This is a genomic window from Curtobacterium sp. MCBA15_001 (assembly GCF_001864835.1).
Lineage (GTDB): Bacteria > Actinomycetota > Actinomycetes > Actinomycetales > Microbacteriaceae > Curtobacterium.
In genome coordinates, this window is sequence record NZ_MJGI01000021.1 from 209,657 (window position 1) to 228,742 (window position 19,086).

The following is a 19,086-nucleotide window of genomic DNA, read 5'->3' on the forward strand; positions in this document are numbered from 1 at the left end:
GGTGGGACGCGTACGGTCGGCACGTGGACACGACGACCGACCAGGAGGCCCGGGTCGAGCCCGGCGGGCGCCTCGCCGCCGCCGAGCACGCCCGGACCGTCGCCGAGCAGGCCGACCGGCACGCCCTGACGCTCGAGTCCGTGCTCGCGGTCCTCCGCTCGCCACGGGTCAGCGACGCGGCTGCCCGCGCCGAGGCGGTCGAGATCGCCTCGGCAGCGCTCGTCGACCTGCGGACGGTGACGGATCGCCACCGCGGCGCACTGCTCGAGCCCGTCACCGGCGCGTTCTCGCGGTTGCGCGCCGACCTGCGGCCCCTCGTGCGGTTCGGGGACCTCGACGTGCAGTTCGTCGAACCGCCCGCGACCGGACGAGCACTCCCGGGCGACGTCGCGCACGCGGCCCGCGCGATCGTCCGCACCGCGGTGCTGGCGCTCGTCGACGCCGGCGAGGCCCATCGCGTCCGCATCCAGTGGGACTGCGACGGCCGGAACCTGCTCATGCAGCTCCGTGACGACGGCGCAGGCACCCTCGACGTGCACGACGACGCGATGCGCCCGATCGCCGAGCGGGTCGTCGCGCTCGACGGGCAGCTCGACGTGGCGTCGACGCCCGCGTGGGGCTCGGTGCTCGACATCGCGCTGCCGCTCGACCCCGCTCCGGGAGCGGTCGACCTACCGGACGACGCCGACCTGACGCCGCGGGAGCAGGACGTGCTGCGGCTCGTCGCGACCGGGGTCGGCAACCGGGAGATCGCAGACGGGCTCGGCATCACCGTCAACACGGTCAAGTACCACGTGGCGAACCTGCTCCGGAAGCGTGGGGCCCGGACGCGCGCGGAGCTCGCTGCCGCATCCGTCAGGGGGTGAAGCGGTACCCCATCCCGGACTCGGTGACGATGTACCGCGGCGTGGACGGGTCCGGCTCGAGCTTCCGGCGCAACTGCGCGACGTACAGCCGCAGGTACCCGGAGTCGCTGCCGTGCGACGGTCCCCACACCTCGGTGAGCAGCATCTCCCGCGTCATCAGCCGGTCCGGGTTCGCCAGCAGCACCTCGAGCAACCGCCACTCGGTCGGGGTCAGGCGGATCGCTGGGCCCGAGGGCGGGGTGACCTGCTTGGCGACCAGGTCGACGACGAGCTCCCCGATGCGCACGGTCGGCGCCGCGTCCGAGCCGACCGTGGCGCGCCGGCGTCCGAGTGCCCGCAGCCGCGCGAGGAGCTCGTCCATCTGGAACGGCTTCGTGACGTAGTCGTCGGCTCCCGCGTCGAGCGCGTCGACCTTGTCCGACGAGTCCGTCCGCCCGGACAGCACCAGCACGGGGACCTGCGACCACGCCCGGATGCCCTCGAGCACCCCGATGCCGTCGAGTCGCGGCATGCCGAGGTCGAGCATCACCAGGTCGGGCCGCTCGGTGATCACGGCGTCGATCGCGGCGCGGCCGTCCCGTGCGGTGACGACGTCGTACCCGCGGGCGGACAGGGTCACCCCGAGGGCGCGGACGAGCTGGGGGTCGTCGTCGGCGACCAGGATCCTCATCGTGCTTCCACTCCCACGTGCCCGGCGATCGGCAGCCGCACGACCATCGTGAGACCGCCGCCCGGGGTGTCGTCGACCTCGATCGTGCCGCCCATGCCCTCGGTGAACCCGCGTGCCAGCGCCAGCCCGAGCCCGAGCCCGGTCTCGTTGTCGGTGTCGCCGAGCCGCTGGAACGGCTGGAACACGTCGTCGCGTTGGGTCTCCGGGATGCCCGGGCCGTGGTCGGTGATCCGGAGCTCCACGCCGCCACCGAACGCACTCGCCGCAACCCGGACGCTGGTGCCCTCGGGACTGAACCGCATCGCGTTCGCGAGCAGGTTCACGAGGACGCGTTGCAGCAGCACCGGGTCTGCCAGCACCTGTGGGAGTTCGGCGGGCAGGTCGAGGTCGACGTCGTCCGGCCCGAGCTCCAGCTCGTCCAGGGCGGGCGCGACCACGGTCTCCAACGGGAGCGGCACGGCCGAGACCGCGAGCACCCCCGCCTGCACCCGTGAGACGTCCAGCAGGTCGCCGAGCAGCACCGCGAGCTGGCCGAGGCTCTCGTCGGCGGTGGCGAGCAGGGCCTCCCGGTCGGGTTCCGAGAGCGCGATGTCGCTGGCCCGCAGTGTCTGCACGGCGGCGGAGGCCGCCGCGATCGGCCGACGGACGTCGTGGCCGACGGCCGCGAGGATCGCGCTCCGCACCCGGTCCGCCGCAGCGATGCGCTCGGCGTCCACCGCGGCCCGCGTCAGCTCGCGGTGCTCGACCGCAGCGTCGATCTGTTGCTCGACCACGCGCAGCAGCCGTCGCTGCGTCGGGTCGTCCGGGGCGCCGGCGAACTCCAGGACCGCACCGGACGGGAGGCTCGTGGTGGCGTCCGGAGCCTCGCCGAACGTGCCGGACGTGGCCGGCACCAGATCCCCCTGCCGGACCCGCAGACCGGTGAAGCCGAACGCCTCACGCGTGCGGGCGACGAGCGCCTGCAGCGCGTCGTCACCGCGCAGGACGCTGCCGGCGATCCCGATGAGCAGGCCGGACTCGGCGGCTGCGCGGCGGGCCGTCCGCGACCGCCGGGCCGACCGGTCCACGACGAAGCTGACCAGCACCGCGCTGATCACGTACATGACGAGGGCTACCAGGTGCCAGGGCTGCTGGACGGTGACCTGGTAGAGCGGTTGCACGAAGAAGAAGTCGAGGCTGAGCCCGGAGAGCACCGCAGCGAAGACGGCCGGGTACATGCCGCCGACCAGCGCGACGACGAGCACCAGCAGTTGGTAGGCCAGGACGTCCGTGGTGATGGCGTCGGGGGTCCTCGCGAACGAGAGCAGCCAGGTCAGCAGCGGTCCGACCACGAGCGACAGGGCGAACGCGGCGAGCACCCGGCCTCGCGACAGGCTGCCGCCGAGCTTCGGCAGCGCGAAGCCGCCGCCCGCCCGCTCGTGGGTGACCATGTGCACGTCGATGTCGCCGGACTCGCGGATCACCGTGTTGCCGATGCCGGGCCCGGTGAGTGCGGCGACGATCCGCGTGCGGCGGCTCACCCCGATGACGATCTGCGTCGCGTCGATCGACCGGGCGAAGCGCACGAGCGTGCTCGGCACGTCGTCCCCGACGACCTGGTGGTACGTCCCACCGAGCTGTTCGAGCAGGGCGCGCTGCTTGCCGAGCGCACCGGGGTGTCGCTCGCGGAGTCCGTCGTTCGTGGTGACGTGCACGGCAGCGAGTTCGCCGCCGGACGACCGGGCTGCGATGCGAGCACCCCGGCGCAGCAGCGTCTCGCCCTCGGGGCCGCCGGTCAGGGCGACGAGGACGCGTTCGCGGGCCTCCCACCGGTGCTCGATCCCGTGCTCGGCGCGGTACCGCTTCAGGGCGTCGTCGACCTCGTCGGCGAGCCACAGCAGCGCGATCTCGCGCAGCGCCGTCAGGTTGCCCAGACGGAAGTAGTTCGAGAGGGCGGCGTCGATCCGGGCGGCCGGGTAGACCAGGCCCTCGGAGAGCCGCTCGCGCAGCGCCTGCGGGGACAGGTCGACGACCTCGATCTGGTCCGCAGCGCGCACGACGGCGTCGGGGACGGTCTCGCGCTGCACCGTGCCCGTGATCTCGCGCACGACGTCGCCGAGGGACTGCATGTGCTGGATGTTCACCGTCGAGATGACGTCGATGCCCGCGGCGAGCAGCGCCTCGACGTCCTGCCAGCGCTTGTCGTGCGGGCCGCCGGGGGCGTTGGTGTGCGCGAGCTCGTCGACCAGGCCGACGTCGGGATGGCGGGCGACCACCGCGTCCAGGTCCATGTCGTCCAGCTCGACGCCGCGGTGGAGTTCGACGCGGCGCGGGACGAGCTCGAGCCCCTCGACCAGCGCAGCGGTGGCGGCGCGGCCGTGGGTCTCGACGACGGCGACGACCACGTCGCGGCCCTCGTCGCGCAGGCGGCGCCCCTCTTCGAGCATCGTGAAGGTCTTGCCGACGCCGGGGGCGGCGCCGAGCAGGACCCGCAGTCTTCCTCGCTTCACGGGCTCATCCTCTCGCGACTGGCTGTGGTGCCGGGTCAGCGCAGCTGCGCCAGGGCCAGGTTCAGCTCGAGCACGTTCACCACGGGGTCCCCGAGGACGCCGAGCTGGCGTGCCTCGGTGTGCGCGTCGACGAGCTTCCGCACGGCGGCGTCGCTGAGCCCACGCGCCGAGGCCACACGGGACACCTGCTCGAGCGCGTACGAGGGGCTGATGTCCGGGTCGAGCCCGGACCCCGACGCCGTGACCGCGTCCGCGGGGACGTCGGCAGCGGCGACCCCGTCGGCCTTCGCGACCGCGGCCTTGCGCTCCTGGATCGCCTTGAGCAGGTCGGGGTTCGTCGGGCCGAGGTTCGACCCGGACGAGGCGTTCGCGTCGTAGCCCTCCTCGCCGGCAGCCGACGGGCGCGACTGGAACCACCGGTCGGCCTGCCCGCCGTCGAAGGACTGCCCGATCAGCGAGGAGCCGACGGGCTTGCCGTCCTGCATCACGATCGAGCCGTTGGCCTGGTCGTGGAAGGCCGCCTGGCCGACGCCCCACACGGCGAGCGGGTAGGCGATGCCGAGCACGACGGTCGCCAGCAGGGTGAGACGGACGGCGACACCGGTGGTGCGCAGGAAGGAACGTGAACTGGTTGCCATGGCTAGAACCCCGGGATCAGAGAGACGACGAGATCGATGAGCTTGATCCCGATGAAGGGGACGATCACGCCGCCGAGCCCGTAGACGAGCAGGTTGCGGCCGAGGATCGACGACGCCGAGGCTGCGCGGTACTTGACGCCACGCAGCGACAGCGGGATGAGCGCCACGATGACGAGCGCGTTGAAGATGACCGCGGACAGGATCGCGGACGACGGGCTGTGCAGGCCCATGACGTTGAGCGCCGCCAGGCCGGGGAAGGCCAGCTGGAACATCGCCGGGATGATCGCGAAGTACTTCGCGACGTCGTTGGCGATCGAGAACGTGGTGAGCGCCCCACGGGTGATGAGCAGCTGCTTGCCGATCCGGACCACGTCGATGAGCTTCGTCGGGTCCGAGTCGAGGTCGACCATGTTGCCGGCCTCCTTCGCCGCGGTCGTCCCGGTGTTCATCGCCACGCCCACGTCCGCCTGCGCCAGGGCCGGCGCGTCGTTCGTGCCGTCGCCGGTCATCGCGACGAGGTTCCCGCCCTCCTGCTCCCGACGGATCAGCGCGAGCTTGTCCTCCGGGGTGGCCTCGGCCAGGAAGTCGTCCACCCCGGCCTCGGCGGCGATCGCCTTCGCGGTGCGGGGGTTGTCGCCGGTGATCATCACCGTGCGGATGCCCATGCTGCGGAGCTCGCCGAAGCGCTCGGCGAGGCCGTCCTTCACGACGTCCTTCAGGTGGACGACCCCGAGCAGCGAGACCGTGCCCGACGCTGCCCGTCGGGCGACCACGAGCGGGGTGCCGCCCTGGTCGGAGATCTCGGCGACCGAGGCGTCGATCGCCGCGGTGACACTGGCATCGGCGGTGTCAGCCCAGGCGAGCACTGCAGCCGCAGCACCCTTGCGGACCTGTGACCCGTCCGGCAGGTCGAGCCCGGACATGCGGGTGTTCGCGGTGAACGGCACCTCGACGGCACCCTCGGGCAGCCCCGCGCTCACGCCGTCGGCGATGGCCAGGTCGACGATCGAGCGGCCTTCGGGGGTGGAGTCGGCGGCACTCGAGAGCGCCGCGGCCTCCATCAGGTCGGCCTGCGTGACCCCGGGGACGGGCACCACGCGGGACGCCCGACGGTTGCCGTAGGTGATCGTGCCGGTCTTGTCGAGCAGCAGCGTGGTGATGTCACCCGCCGCCTCGACCGCGCGGCCGGACATCGCCAGGACGTTCCGCTGCACGAGCCGGTCCATGCCGGCGATGCCGATCGCGGAGAGCAGCGCACCGATCGTGGTCGGGATCAGGCAGACGAGCAGGGCGATGAGCACCGTGATGCTGACCGTCGAGCCGACCATGCCGGCGATGGGCTGCATCGTCAGGCAGACGATCACGAACACGATCGACAGGGACGCCAGCAGGATGTTCAGCGCGATCTCGTTCGGCGTCTTCTGGCGGGCAGCGCCCTCGACCAGGCGGATCATCCGGTCGATGAACGTCTCGCCAGGGGTGGAGGTGATGCGCACCACGATCCGGTCGCTGAGCACGCGGGTGCCGCCCGTGACGGCGCTGCGGTCACCACCGGACTCGCGGATGACCGGCGCGGACTCGCCCGTGACGGCCGACTCGTCGACCGAGGCGATGCCGTCGATCACGTCACCGTCACCGGGGATCACCTCACCGGCGACGACCACCACGACGTCGCCCTTGGCCAGGTCGACCGAGGCGATGTCCTCGGTCGCGTTGGCCGTGGCGGCGGGGTCGGCGGCGTCGTAGCCGAGCACGCGCTTCGCGCTCGTGGTCGAGCGGGTCTTCCGGAGCGTGTCGGCCTGCGCCTTGCCCCGTCCCTCGGCCACCGACTCGGCCAGGTTCGCGAAGACGACCGTCAGCCAGAGCCAGATCGCGATCGCGATGGTGAAGGCGGAGACGTCGACGAACGCCGCCGCGGTGGTGAGGGCTGCGCCCACCTCCACCAGGAACATGACGGGGTTCTTCCACATCAGGCGCGGGTCGAGCTTCCGGAAGGCGCCCGGGAGGCCCGCCAGCAGCTGTCGGGGCCCGAAGGCGGACGAGCGGGTGGTCGGCTCCACGGCGGTGCGCGGCTCCGGCTCGGAGGTCACAGTGCTCATGAGAGTCCTTCTGCGAGGGGTCCCAGTGCCAGCACCGGGAAGTAGGTGAGCGCGGTCACGATGACGGCGACGGCCGCGAGCAGGCCGATGAACAGCGGCCGGTGGGTGGGGAGCGTGCCGACGGTCGCCGGCACCTTGTCCTGGCTGGCGAGCGACCCGGCGAGCGCCAGGACGAACACCATCGGCACGAAGCGGCCGAGCAGCATCGCGACGCCGAGCGCCGAGTTCATCCAGGTCGTGTTCGCGGTGAGCCCGCCGAACGCCGACCCGTTGTTGTTGCCGGCGCTGGTGAACGCGTAGAGCAGCTCGGACAGGCCGTGGTTGCCGGGGTTGAACACCGACGTGCCGAGGACCTGCTCGCGGACGCCCGGTGTCACCAGGCTGAGCGCGGTGCCGAGCAGCACGACCGTCGGCGTGACGAGGATGTACAGCGCCGCGAAGGTCATCTCCTTGGCGCGGATCTTCTTGCCGAGGTACTCCGGCGTCCGGCCGACCAGCAGGCCCCCGATGAACACCGTGATGACCGCGAGGACGAGCATGCCGTACAGGCCCGACCCGACGCCGCCGGGGGTGACCTCGCCGAGCATCATGTTGAGCATCGCCATCATGCCGCCGATCGGCGTGTAGCTGTCGTGCATGGCGTTCACCGCGCCGGTGGAGGTCGACGTGGTGGCCGTCGAGAAGAGCGTCGATCCGAGGATCCCGAACCGGACCTCCTTGCCCTCCATCGCGCCACCGGCCGCCTGCGTGGCGGACCCGCCGCCGGCGAGCTCGGCGATCGACATGACCGAGAGCGACACCAGGAAGATCGTCGCCATGACGGTGAGGATCGCGTACCCCTGGCGCTTGTCGCCCACGATCCGTCCGAAGGTGCGCGGGAGCGAGAACGGGATCGCGAGCATGAGGAAGATCTCGAACAGGTTCGTCCAGGCCTGCGGGTTCTCGAACGGGTGCGCCGAGTTGGCGTTGAAGTACCCGCCGCCGTTCGTGCCGAGCTCCTTGATGGCCTCCTGCGAGGCGACGAAGCCGTTCGGCAGGTGCTGCGTGCCACCGACCAGCGTCGTGACGTCGGTGCCGGCGCCCCACGACTGGATGACGCCACCGGCGACCAACACGATCGCGGCGACGAAGGCCAGCGGCAGGAGCAGCCGGCCGGTGCCGCGGACGATGTCGGCCCACACGTTGCCGATCGTCCCGGCGCGCCGACGGGCGAAGCCGCGCACCAGTGCCACCGCGACGGCGAGGCCGACGGCCGCGGACAGGAAGTTCTGCACCGCGAGGCCGGCCATCTGGACGCTGAAGCCCAGGGTCGCCTCGGGCGAGTACGACTGCCAGTTCGTGTTGGAGACGAAGGACGCCGCCGTGTTGAAGGCCAGCGACGGCCCGACGTTCGGCAGCCCGAGGTCGCCCGGCAACACGACCTGGATGCGCTGCAGCAGGTACACCACCAGCAGGCCGACGACGCTGAAGAGCAGGACGCCGCGCAGGTACGTGGCCCAGGACTGCTCGGCGTCGGGGTCCACACCGATCACGCGGTAGATGCCCCGTTCGATGCGGCCGTGGTGGCCGGACTCGTAGACGCGGGCCATCCAGTCGCCGAGCGGGCGGTGCACCACGACGAGCAGCAGGACGAGGACGGCGACCTGGGCGATGCCGGCCCAGACCGTTGCGGTGCCCATCAGAACTGCTCGGGACGCACGAGCGCCCAGACGAGGTAGACGAGTGCGGCGATGCCGAGGACGGCAGCGACGATGGTGATCACGATCACAGTCGCTCCACCCCCTTGGCGATCAGTGCCACCACGCCGAACACGGCGAGGACACCGGCGACGACGAAGACGTCGAACACGTGGGACTCCTGGAGATCTGCGGTTCCGCGGCGGATGCCGTGGACGGCACCGTGTGTGGTGCCGGAACCGATCGTGGATCCGGCACCGGGCCTCCAGGACGGTCCTGACGGGTTCCTAACGCTCCGATACGCGACGCATGCGGCTTGCTGACGCCCGCGCTGCGGCGCGGAGTTCCGGGGGTCCGACGATCGTGAAGTCGGTGTCGAGCGCTGCGAAGCGGGCCACGAGCGCGTTCCAGGACCAGGAGCCCGCGGTCAGGCGGCAGGAGGTCGGCCCGGTCGCCTCGAGCACGGCGTCCGCATCCAGGTACGGCGCGACCGTCCGCGCCGCGACGGGCAGGTCGACCGTGCCGCGGCAGGGCCAGGCGTCGATGACGTCCGAGCCCTTGAACCGTGCCGCGACGAACGCAGCCGGGTCACCGCTCGGCACCGGACGCGGGGTGAACGGACGACCGGTCGGTGCCCGCGGGGTGATCCGGTCCACGCGGTAGGTGCGCCAGTCCTGCCGCTCGTCCTCCCACGCCAGCAGGTACCAGCGGCCGTTCCGGGCGACGACGGCGTGGGGTTCGACCCGGCGGGGCGGTCGGCCGTGCTGCTCGTCGTCGCCGTACGCGAACCGCAGCACCTGCCGGGTCCGGACGGCGTCACTCACGGCGACCAGCACCTCGGGGTCCACCGTGGTGGTGCCGGGGGTGGCGACGACGTCGACGGCGTCGACCCGGTGCCGCAGCCGCGCGGGCATGACCTGCCGGACCGCGGCGAGCGCCCGCGCTGCGGACTCGGCGATGTCCGCACCGGAGGCCGGGGCGACGGCGAGTGCCAGGGCGATGGCGACCGCCTGCTCGTCGTCGAACAGCAGCGGCGGCAGCTCGGACCCGGCGGACAACCGGTAACCGCCGGCCGGGCCCTTCAGCGCCTCGACGCGGTAGCCGAGTTCGCGCAGCCGGTCGACGTCGCGGCGGACGGTGCGCGGGCTGACCTCGAGGCGCTCGGCCAACACGTCGCCCGGCCAGTCACGGCGCACCTGCAGCAGGGAGAGCAGCGCGAGCATGCGTGAGGACGGTCCGGCCATGGACTCAGTATCCGTCGAGAAGCGGACACGATCTGACCGCTTCCCTCGGCAGACTCGCTCCCATGACGATCACCACGACACCGCACCTCAACTTCGACGGCAACGCTCGGCAGGCGTTGGACTTCTACGCGCAGGCGTTCGGCGCCGAGCCCGCGACCATGACCTACGGCGCGATGGGTGCCACCGACGAGCCCGCCTGGGCAGACCGGATCGTGTGGGGCCAGGTGCAGTCCGCCTCCGGGATCCGCGTGATGGCCTTCGACGTGTGGCCCGGCCAACCGTACGACCAGGGCACGAACGCGTCGTACGTGTACCTCAGCGGCACGGACGCGGACGAGATCACGGCCGCGTGGAACGGCCTGCTCGACGGCGCCGAGGTCCGGCAGCCGTTCGGCCCCTCCGCGTGGTCACAGCTCGCGGGGCAGCTCCGCGACAAGTTCGGCGTCATCTGGGCGCTCGACGTCGCCGCTCCGCGCGAGGACTGACCGGTCCCCGCAGCCCTGGTGCGAGGCCGTTGGATTCCAGGTAGATCTGTGGCCTTGGGCCGCCGCGCAGCCAAGGCACCCTATGCTCTACTCAAGAGCGACTACGAGGCCGGGGGAGAAGTGGCGAGGGTTCCGATTGCGCGCGGTCGCACGCACATAGTATTCCCCGCGCGCGATGCCGAGGGCGTGCAGCCCGCATCCGTAATGCTAGCCGACCTTGCCCGCGGGCAATGGAAGGCTGATACCGATCACCTTGATGGCGACGAGTGGCCCGATACGCGGCAAGTTTCAGATAAGTTCAAACTTCTTCAAATCATACGCACCTTTGCTGACACCGGCCTACCGACGCACGCACGTGCAATAAACGAACTCGAGAATGGCATCTGGGAGTTCAAGCATGGCGTGAAGCGCATGTCATTCTACGAGACAGATGGCAACGGGTCCGTGTTCAAAACTACACAAATTCGGGCCGTAAACGAAAGCCCACGTGGCGAGCAAGCAAAGTATTGGTGGATACCTCAATTCGCGCCCCAGATCCGCGTGGGGTTCTGCTTTGCCAAAGATGGCAAAACTGCTGGGGCTGATAATATCAGTGAATGTGAAAGAGTACGGAAGGAAGACCTTGATTATGACCGAGCAGCCTGAGTCGCTCGTTGATCAGATCAACCAGGATCCTGCCGGCCGAGCCGAATTGGCTTTGGCCACTTACGAGCTTCGAGTTGAAGAACTGTTTCAGGCGCTATTTGAAGACGCGACAGACAGAAAGATTTCGGAAGTTGCGACAGCGCTAGGGGCACCTGCGGAACGTCTCTCCGCTCTCATCGAAGATTCCAGCCAAGTGAATAGTCAAGCATTCGTGAGATATGCTAGTGTTTGCGGATACCGGCCGGTCCTCAATCTGGTGCCGATTAGCGAGGTCGACGCTCCTCTCCCCATTGCATACATGGATTTCGATGCTAGCCGCGTAGATATTTATCGGCAACGCGTTGTAAGCCAAAGCGGAGTGTTCGACGTCCGGTGGAACCGGCTCGCGCCGATCGATGAGTTCGTTGCGCTTGAAGATATGCAACATGAGTTGACGTTGAATAGCACAAACGGGACCGTTCGCCGTGATCACATTGAAAGTAGTGATGACCTATGGGAACTCGAATGGAGCGACGAGGGCAATGTCTTCTCCAATTGAAGTCGGGATCAAGGTCGATCGCGCATACTCGCAGGAGCTAGCTTATAAGCGACTTTCGCTCGAGCAACCCCGCGGGAAAAGGCGAGTGCGAATTAAATTCGACGTAGGCGACTTCGAGCCAATCTCGACGAATGCCATCGCTTGGTCGACGCTGGTGGAGGTTGTTCTCCTCGAGGGTCCTCTTGGGGAATCAGAGGAATTCGCGACCATCAGAAGTGTGGTCAATTGCCTTCTAACGTTATCGGGCGTCAGCTCGGACGCGGTGAAGGAAGAAGAGGAGCTCGCGCAGCTGATAAGCGAGCATGCTCATCCATTCCTTTACTCGATCCATCGAGCGAGGATCGCCGAGGCGTCGGCGGCAATGGACGTCAACCCCGTTCGGTTGCCGGTCGAGTTCCCACAGCCGGACGCGGATAATTGAGCTGATCCTCCTTCAGAAGAGCCAGCGAATTATTCCCGCGCCGGCGTCCAGGTGCTGACGGTCACCGCGGCCGTCACGGACGCCGGCGCGAACGTCGTGTCGGGGGCGACGTGGTGGTGGCTCGGGCCCATGTGCACGACATCGTGCACGTCGTCGGCGGACAGCTCCATCGCCCAGCTCACGTCCTCGGAGGACCGCTGCACGAACGACGGCGTCAGGGAGTCGTGCAGACGCCGTTCCTTCTCGGGGTCGACGCTGATCGTGGCCTCGGCGAGTTCGGCCAGGTGCCCGGGGCGCGGCGTCACGACCACGAGCACGCCGTCCTCGTGCAGGACCCGGGCGTACTCGCGCTGGTTCCGGGGCGCGAAGACGTCGAGTACGACAGCGGCCGCACCGTCGACGATCGGGAGGCGCTCCGTGACGTCACCCACCACCGCGCCCACGCGGTCGTGCACGCGAGCCGCGCGGCGGACGGCGACGGCCGACAGATCCAACGCGACCCCCAGTCGCGCCGCCGGGTCGCGGCCGACAGCAGGTGCTGCTCCGGGCGCGACCCCGAGCCTCCCGTCCGCCGCGCGCAGCGCATGTGCCAGGTAGGTCCCGGGACCGGACCCGACGTCCAGGACGACGCCCGGCGCGGCACTCGACGCGACCACCCGCGCGATCGCCTGCTCGACGGGCGCGTAGTGCCCACGTCCGAGGAACCGGATGCGGGCGTCGACCATCTCCGGCGTGTCCGCCGTGAGCGCGCGCCGCTTGACGGGCAGGAGCGTCAGGTGGCCCTGCTTGGCCTCGTCGTACCGGTGGCCGGTCGCGCACCCGGCCTGTCCCGGGCCGGTGCGGGCGAGGGGCTCGCTGCAGACGGGGCAGGCGAGCACGGGGAGCAGGTCGTCGCGCACCGGACCAGCGTACGGGCGTCGGTAGCCTGACCGGATGTCGCTGCAGCAGCTCTTCGGTCTCGACGGACGCACGGCACTGGTCACGGGCGGCAGCTCCGGGATCGGGCGCGCGATCGCCGAGGCGCTCGCGAGCGCGGGGGCGCACGTCGTCGTCGCGGCACGCACGACCAGCGCGGTCGAGGCCACGGCAGCAGCCCTGCGCGACGCGGGCGGATCGGCCGCCGGGATCACCGCAGACCTGTCCACCCGGACGGGCGCGCAGGCGCTCGCCGATGCGGTCGGCGAGGTCGACGTGCTGGTCCACTCGGCGGGCATCAACCTGCGGCCGCCGATGTCCGACCTGGACGGCGACACGTGGGACGCGACGATGGCGGTCAACCTGGATGCGCCGTTCGTGCTCGGACAGCGCCTGCTCCCGGGGATGGCGGCCCGCGGGTACGGGCGCGTCATCGCGATCAGTTCGCAGCAGGCCCACCGCCCCTTCGCCGCCAGCGGCGCGTACGGGGTCTCGAAAGCCGGACTGGAGGCGCTGGTCCGGTCGACGGCCGAGGCCTGGTCCGCGCACGGGGTCACCGCCAACGCGCTGGTGCCGGGCTTCGTTCCGACCGCGCTGAACGCGCGGCTCAGCGCGGACCCGGTGGCCGTCGAGCGACTGGCGGCGCGGACGCTCGTCGGGCGGAACGGACGGCCGGAGGACTTCGCGGCGGCGGCGGTCTTCCTCGCCGGGCCCGGGTCGGCGTACGTGACGGGGCAGTCGATCGCCGTCGACGGGGGCTTCTCCGTCCACTGACTCGGTCGGTAGGTTCGGGGCATGGCCGTCATCCACGATGCAACGCTCCGCCCGTCGAAGACCGAGGCGATCGGGGGCTGGCTCCCGACGCAGGCGTGGAGCGGTGTCACGCCCGGGGCCGAGGTGCTGGTCGACGGTCGCTTCCGGTTCGACGACCCGGCGGGCGAGGTCGGCGTCGAGACGTACCTGGTGCACGTCGACGGCGGCCCGGTCCTGCACGTGCCACTCACCTACCGTGGCGCTCCGCTGCCCGGAGCCGAGGACTTCCTGCTGACCGAGATGGAGCACTCCGTGCTCGGCCGACGCTGGGTGTACGACGCCGCCGGGGACCCGGTCTACGCCGACGTCCTGCGACGGGCCATCGCGACCGGCGGGCACGAGGCCTCGCTCGAGTCAGCCGAGGGGGGCGAGGCGCCGCCGGTGCTCGGGACGGCCGTGGGCAGCGGTGCCGCAACGACGTCACCGACCGTGGACGCGGTCGCGCCGACCACCGACGGAGCGCTGACCACCATCGGCGACCTGACGATCGTGCGCGTGGTCGGGACGCCCCTGCCCGCGGGCGAGACCCTGACCGCGACCTGGCACGACGCGGACCCGGCGGTCGTGGCGGTCCTGCGCAGCTGACCGGGCTGTCGGGTACTGGCAGGACCATACCGGTGCCTCCACGCCCTGACCCGACGAGGTCGCAGGCGGCTCGTCAGCCACGGCGGCCCGTCAGCTCGCCGGCAACTCAGGCGCGATGCCCCGAAAGCTGCTGGCCGGTCCGGCACTACTCACGCCGCAGGGGCAAGAGCAGCGGCAAGGACAAGGGCAGGTCGAGAACTCCCAGTTCACGATGTCGAACGTCACTTCCCCGGTCAAGGAGCCGGCGGAAGGCGCACTGAGGTGGACTCCTGGCCGTCGGGAGGCTCGTCGCAACACACCGTAACGCGCACCTCCGACCGGGTCGGTGCCGCGACCTCCCACCCGGAGGACGTCATGCACGTCGGTCCCGGTCAGATCAACGACGTGACCCGCATGCGCGGTCTGCGGTGACGCGTCCGTGCACGGCATGCGCCCGACCAGATCCCCACCGAATGACGATGTTGTGCGCCCGCTCACGACGTCGGCGACGACGACGAGCACCGCCCCAGCGAGGACCCCGCGCGTCCACATGGTGCGAGGGCCAGCCGGACGGCTACCGCAGGAAGAGCCCGCACATCCCGAAGATGACCGTTAGAGCGAGGGCAAGCGCAACAGGCAGTGGGACTGCGCGGGACGAAATGGCGTCCCCGCGACTCGGGCCATCGACCACCATCGAAGAGGTGGCTTCAGACAATTGCTATCAGGCGCGATGTAGTTACGGGGGTGCGCATGACCCACGTCCGGCAGTATGCTCTAGTCACGCTTGAGGGGACACGCATCGGAGGGGTATGCCCATCGCCCGAACGAACACCTGCCACTTCGACTATCAAGTCGGTGCTGAGCATTACTATTTGTCATGCCGAGGCGAGGCGTATCACTGCAAGGCAGATCATCGCGTGGCGAACGCGCACAAAGGTAGATGGAGCATCCCGCGCCCGGATGAGTGCCACGCTTTCTGCAACTCGACTGCTGAACCCGCGGGCTCGGCAGTCGGAGACAGATGGCACTTCTCACACACGCCCATCGGCACCGCAAGGGAGCGCCTCGCCCGTTTCATGGCCCCGAGCGCTGCCGGAGCATCATGGCACGGCTTTCCCGTTGGCGGGACGAGAAAGCGCGCTAATGAAGCTTTTCCCTCGCAGGCCATCGTCGACGAGTGGTTGAACAACGAGGTCATTGATCGAGCAACACATTCGCGCATCATTCGGAGGACCGTATGAAGCGGCTCCTCGAACTACGCGTGAGGGTCCCGGGTCAGTGGTCAGACGCTTGGCTCTACAAAGGGAGCCTTCTACTCTGGACACCGGACGGTCGGCTCGCTTGGATCAAGCTCGATCAAATCCGTAATGAAGTCAACCGTCAAGGCGGGGCGGCCGCTCGCCTTTTGGCCGACTACCTTATCTTCAGAACTGACTGGAAAGTCGGTGAGCAGTTCGTAACATTGCAGAAGACCGCTACAGCACTGAATGCGTTGGTGATCGACGCGACAGCGCACAACCCTGACCTCTGCTTCGAGGTGACTGCAGCCCCTCACCTTGTGCCGATGCACGAACGGCTCGAGGGGTTCCTTCTTGATGTCGCAGTGACGGGCAATCGCGTTTTCTCGGCTACCACGGCTGGCCTCTTCGAGACGGAATTCAACCCAGAGTATCCGAAGAACGACAACCCGCTCATCTTGAGCGAAAGTGGTCGAGTAAATAGTGTCGCGATTGCGAGCAACACCATCGCGGCCGCGATGGAGGATAAGGGGCTTCGAACAGCCCCGATCTTTTTCGGCGAGGGAGCTAATTGGCATTCATCACCCTCTTCATTCAAGCTCATCGACGACTATGCAATCAGTACTTCGTTCTCGTCGTACAACCTTTTGAATTACAACGGTGACGCAGCACCGGAGTTTCTCAGGGCGCGGACGCAACGCGAATCGGCCGGAGGCGATCAAAGCTACGATCGCACAGTCATCGTCGACCACGACCACCCCGAGAGCATATTGAAGCCGGTCACTGATGCAGCAGTTGCTGGGACCACTGTCGGACCGGCTTCTGACGAACTCTACGTAGTCGGAAACTCCAACTACAGGCTTCTCGTATCCGACGGCCAGGATTTTGCGTCGGTGATCAACCTCGGATGGGGCTCTCCAGCAGAAAGACGTGGCATCGTCCGCAGCCGCGATTTTGTTGTCGACTCTCGCGCGGGGGAAATGGTTGCAACCACATCTGAAACGCGCCAGTTGAAAAGTGGCTTTGTCCTCGAGTCGTATGAAACGATTAGCCTCCTGACGCGTGACGGCGTTCATATCCTCCCCGATCAAGGTGTTTTGAGAACCCGCACGTTCCCGCGATCGAGGCGCCACGAAGACACGTTTGCGTCGATCTGCAACGACCACGTCGACCTCGTTGGATTCCTCGAGGTGCCCGACTCCCGTCTCGGATAAGAGCGCAGCCACGGAAGGTGGCGGGGGTCACGGCGGCCGTCACCACCGTCGGGAAGAACACCGCGTTTGTGGCGTTTTGGTGACGGCCCGGCTCCATCGGCGCAACTTCGTGGCCGTCCTCGGCGGAGAAGTCAAGCTCGATCTGCGGAGGTGCCGGGTTGCGGTCCTGTCGGGTACTGGCAGGGCCCCGTTGGGCGATGCGGGGCCTGGCAGGATCGACGGTGTGAAGACACTGGAGTTGCCACAGACAGACCTCACCGCCTCCGACGTGGTCGTCGGACTGATGCGGATCACCGACATGAGCGACGAGGACATCCGGTCGCTGTACACCGCGTCGCGGGACGCCGGCGTGACGATGTTCGACCACGCCGCGGTCTACGGCGGCTGGCACGGCTGCGAAGAGCGCTTCGCCGGCGCAGTCACGCTGTCGCCCTCGGAGCGCGCCGCGATCCAGCTGCAGACGAAGGTCGGCATCCGCCCGACCGCGAAGGGCGCGTACTTCGACTTCTCCTACGAGCACATCATGGAGTCCGTCGCGGAGTCGCTGACGGCGCTGCAGACCGACTACATCGACGTGCTGCTGCTGCACCGCCCCGACGCCCTGGTCGAGCCGGACGAGGTCGCGAAGGCGTTCGCCGAGCTGCACGCCGCGGGCAAGGTCCACCACTTCGGTGTCTCGAACCACACCCCCGGGCAGGTCGAGCTGCTCAAGAAGTCCGTGCAGCAGCCCCTCGCGTTCAACCAGGTGCAGCTGAGCATCACGCACGCGAACGTGATCACCCAGGGCCTCTCCGCGAACATGGGCGGCCTCGACCAGTCGATCGACCGCGACAACGACATCCTCAACTACTCACGGCTGCACGACGTGACCCTGCAGGCCTGGTCGCCGTTCCAGAAGGGCTTCTTCGACGGCGTCTTCCTGGGCGACCGCGAGCAGTACGCCGAGCTGAACGACGTCCTCGAGGAACTGGCGTCGGCACACGGCGTCACCCCGACCGGCATCGCCGTCGCGTGGATCACCCGCCACCCCGCGCGCTTCCAGGTCGTCCTCGGCACGACGAACCCGCAGCGCGTGCGGGACTCGGCCGCCGGCAGCGACGTCGAGCTCTCGCGCGAGGAGTGGTACCGCGTCCTGACCGCCGCCGGCCACGTCGTCCCCTGACGCCGCCGGATCGGGCAGGGTGGGATCGTGCTCCGCGACCTGACCCTGCCCGTTCCGCTGTCCACCCGCCACGGCGAGGTCACCCTGCGGTCAGCGACCACCGACGACCTCGACGCCCTGATGACGCTGCTGGCCGACGACCCGGTGAGCGCGGCTCGTGGTGACGTCGCCGACGACACCGACCGGCCGCGGTACGCCGCCGCCCTGCGGGCGATCGTCGACGATCCGGCCAACGTGCTGTTGGTCGCCGTCGACCAGGACGGGAGGCTCGTGGGCACCTTCCAGCTCACCCGCATCCCCGGCATGGCTCGGCAGGGTTCGACCCGGCTGCTCGTCGAGGCCGTCCGCGTCCGCAGCGACCTGCGCTCCAGCGGGATCGGAGGGGCGATGATGCGCTGGGTCACCGACGTCGCCGCGGCTGCCCTGGACGCTCCCCTGGTCCAGCTGACGTCCGACGCCGCGCGGGTCGACGCCCACCGGTTCTACGAGCGGCTCGGCTTCGTCGGGTCACACGTCGGCTTCAAGTACCGCGTCCCCAGCAGCTGACGCCGCAGGGTCGAGCTCGCCACGAGACCACCCGAAGGACTCGATCACCTCGTCGAGTCCTGCTCGCTGGCCGTCGTCCATCGCGAGGCGCAGGCTGATGACAGCCACATCGAGCGCACTCGTCAGAGGGGTGTTCGTTTCGGCTGTCATACGAGAACTGTTGCCTTCCTGGTCGTGGAATGTGACACTTGTCGCAGTCGCCCCATCGCGGTGGGAGCGGAAGTGATCCCTGGGAGATCCTGCGGTACAGCGGGGCCCGGGGATTCGCGCTTTCACCGGGGTTCCTCGTGCACGACGAGCCGCACACCCACAGCCAGCCGGTGTTGTCCGTTGTCCTGCCGGTCGGCAGCGATGACACCACACATCGCGTCAGCGGCCCAGAGCAGCGGCTCGGCCGTGCCGGGCACGTGGTCGACACGGACGTCGGTGAGCAGTCGGCGTGAGCGGAGTGCATCGACGTGCTGACGGTCCAGGCGATCCGCGGGCCCGCGCGACTCCAGGACGACCCGGTCGACGCCGATCGCCATCAGCTCCTGCAACAGCCGCTCCAACGTGAGTCGGCGTCGACGCTCACGCCGCGTGAGCACGTCGAGGACGGCCACGACGCCGACGAAGGTGACTGGCATGGCCGTGATCGCCGCCACGATGCGAGCGCGGTGTCGCCCGTCACTCTCGGTCCAGTGCAACTTCTTCGCCGATCTCGGCTTCAGCGCGAGCAGGTCTTCACGGACGACCTGCTCGGAGCCGTCCGGCGCCAGGACGGCAGCCAGGATGTACGCGCCGGGGTCCCGCCCGTCCCCCAGCTCGGACTCGTCGACGCAGGCCGTCGGTGTCATCCTGGAACACTACCGTTCACCGGCCGG

19 protein-coding genes are annotated in these 19,086 nt (G+C 69.1%); 10 read left to right on the plus strand and 9 right to left on the minus strand.

Annotated elements, in window-relative coordinates:
* The first annotated feature begins 23 nt into the window (after positions 1-23).
* Positions 24-866, plus strand: a complete 843-nt coding sequence (locus BIU90_RS07460; protein WP_071299586.1) for a LuxR C-terminal-related transcriptional regulator — start codon at positions 24-26, stop codon at positions 864-866.
* Here BIU90_RS07460 and BIU90_RS07465 read toward each other — a convergent pair.
* The 7 genes from BIU90_RS07465 to BIU90_RS07495 form a co-directional block, all read right to left on the minus strand.
* A complete protein-coding gene (locus BIU90_RS07465) occupies positions 856-1,536 on the minus strand; it encodes a response regulator (RefSeq protein WP_071299587.1) in 681 nt (226 codons plus the stop codon). The genes BIU90_RS07460 and BIU90_RS07465 overlap by 11 nt on opposite strands.
* On the minus strand, positions 1,533-4,025 hold the full coding sequence (locus BIU90_RS07470; RefSeq protein ID WP_071299588.1) for an ATP-binding protein: 2,493 nt from the start codon (positions 4,023-4,025) through the stop codon (positions 1,533-1,535). Before BIU90_RS07470 ends, BIU90_RS07465 begins: the two co-directional genes overlap by 4 nt.
* 35 nt (positions 4,026-4,060) lie before the next feature.
* A complete protein-coding gene (gene kdpC / locus BIU90_RS07475; protein WP_071299589.1) occupies positions 4,061-4,663 on the minus strand; it encodes a potassium-transporting ATPase subunit KdpC in 603 nt (200 codons plus the stop codon).
* Positions 4,664-4,665: 2 nt separating this feature from the next.
* Positions 4,666-6,762 carry a potassium-transporting ATPase subunit KdpB gene (gene kdpB / locus BIU90_RS07480; RefSeq protein WP_071299590.1) on the minus strand — a complete coding sequence of 699 codons (2,097 nt, stop codon included), beginning with the start codon at positions 6,760-6,762 and terminating at the stop codon, positions 4,666-4,668.
* Positions 6,759-8,441: a potassium-transporting ATPase subunit KdpA gene (kdpA, locus tag BIU90_RS07485; RefSeq protein WP_071299591.1), complete on the minus strand. Its 1,683-nt coding sequence runs from the start codon at positions 8,439-8,441 to the stop codon at positions 6,759-6,761. The genes kdpB and kdpA overlap by 4 nt, the downstream gene beginning before the upstream one ends.
* Positions 8,441-8,530, minus strand: a complete 90-nt coding sequence (locus tag BIU90_RS07490; protein WP_071299592.1) for a potassium-transporting ATPase subunit F — start codon at positions 8,528-8,530, stop codon at positions 8,441-8,443. The genes kdpA and BIU90_RS07490 overlap by 1 nt, the downstream gene beginning before the upstream one ends.
* Before the next feature lie 195 nt (positions 8,531-8,725).
* Positions 8,726-9,682, minus strand: coding sequence for a YafY family protein (locus BIU90_RS07495; RefSeq protein WP_071299593.1), 957 nt, complete (start codon positions 9,680-9,682; stop codon positions 8,726-8,728).
* A 62-nt stretch (positions 9,683-9,744) separates the two neighbouring features.
* Here BIU90_RS07495 and BIU90_RS07500 point away from each other — a divergent pair, with 62 nt between their 5' ends.
* From BIU90_RS07500 to BIU90_RS07505, 4 genes are read left to right on the plus strand one after another with little or no spacing between them, the layout of a single operon-like run.
* A complete protein-coding gene (locus BIU90_RS07500) occupies positions 9,745-10,167 on the plus strand; it encodes a VOC family protein (protein ID WP_071299594.1) in 423 nt (140 codons plus the stop codon).
* Between the two features lie 48 nt (positions 10,168-10,215).
* Complete coding sequence (locus tag BIU90_RS18255) at positions 10,216-10,812, plus strand: hypothetical protein (protein ID WP_139195163.1); 597 nt, start codon at positions 10,216-10,218, stop codon at positions 10,810-10,812.
* On the plus strand, positions 10,796-11,350 hold the full coding sequence (locus BIU90_RS18260) for a hypothetical protein (RefSeq protein WP_139195164.1): 555 nt from the start codon (positions 10,796-10,798) through the stop codon (positions 11,348-11,350). The genes BIU90_RS18255 and BIU90_RS18260 overlap by 17 nt, the downstream gene beginning before the upstream one ends.
* On the plus strand, positions 11,334-11,771 hold the full coding sequence (locus BIU90_RS07505; RefSeq protein ID WP_139195165.1) for a hypothetical protein: 438 nt from the start codon (positions 11,334-11,336) through the stop codon (positions 11,769-11,771). The genes BIU90_RS18260 and BIU90_RS07505 overlap by 17 nt, the downstream gene beginning before the upstream one ends.
* A 29-nt stretch (positions 11,772-11,800) precedes the next feature.
* Here BIU90_RS07505 and BIU90_RS07510 read toward each other — a convergent pair whose 3' ends face one another.
* Complete coding sequence (locus tag BIU90_RS07510; protein ID WP_071299596.1) at positions 11,801-12,670, minus strand: putative RNA methyltransferase; 870 nt, start codon at positions 12,668-12,670, stop codon at positions 11,801-11,803.
* 34 nt (positions 12,671-12,704) lie between these two features.
* Between BIU90_RS07510 and BIU90_RS07515 the strand changes: the two genes are divergently transcribed.
* The 5 genes from BIU90_RS07515 (at position 12,705) to BIU90_RS07530 (ending at position 18,223) form a co-directional block, all read left to right on the plus strand.
* Complete coding sequence (locus BIU90_RS07515) at positions 12,705-13,460, plus strand: SDR family NAD(P)-dependent oxidoreductase (protein WP_071299597.1); 756 nt, start codon at positions 12,705-12,707, stop codon at positions 13,458-13,460.
* 21 nt (positions 13,461-13,481) lie between these two features.
* Positions 13,482-14,084: a hypothetical protein gene (locus tag BIU90_RS07520; protein ID WP_071299598.1), complete on the plus strand. Its 603-nt coding sequence runs from the start codon at positions 13,482-13,484 to the stop codon at positions 14,082-14,084.
* Between the two features lie 1,216 nt (positions 14,085-15,300).
* The gene (locus BIU90_RS18265; protein ID WP_139195166.1) at positions 15,301-16,515 is read left to right on the plus strand and encodes a hypothetical protein; all 1,215 of its coding nucleotides are present in this window, start codon (positions 15,301-15,303) and stop codon (positions 16,513-16,515) included.
* Positions 16,516-16,738: 223 nt separating this feature from the next.
* Positions 16,739-17,677 carry an aldo/keto reductase family oxidoreductase gene (locus tag BIU90_RS07525; protein WP_139195167.1) on the plus strand — a complete coding sequence of 313 codons (939 nt, stop codon included), beginning with the start codon at positions 16,739-16,741 and terminating at the stop codon, positions 17,675-17,677.
* Positions 17,678-17,704: 27 nt separating this feature from the next.
* Complete coding sequence (locus BIU90_RS07530) at positions 17,705-18,223, plus strand: GNAT family N-acetyltransferase (RefSeq protein WP_071299599.1); 519 nt, start codon at positions 17,705-17,707, stop codon at positions 18,221-18,223.
* A 272-nt stretch (positions 18,224-18,495) separates the two neighbouring features.
* Here the strand turns inward: BIU90_RS07530 and BIU90_RS07535 are convergent, their stop codons facing one another.
* Positions 18,496-19,059 carry a hypothetical protein gene (locus BIU90_RS07535; protein WP_071299600.1) on the minus strand — a complete coding sequence of 188 codons (564 nt, stop codon included), beginning with the start codon at positions 19,057-19,059 and terminating at the stop codon, positions 18,496-18,498.
* Positions 19,060-19,086 lie beyond the last annotated feature (27 nt).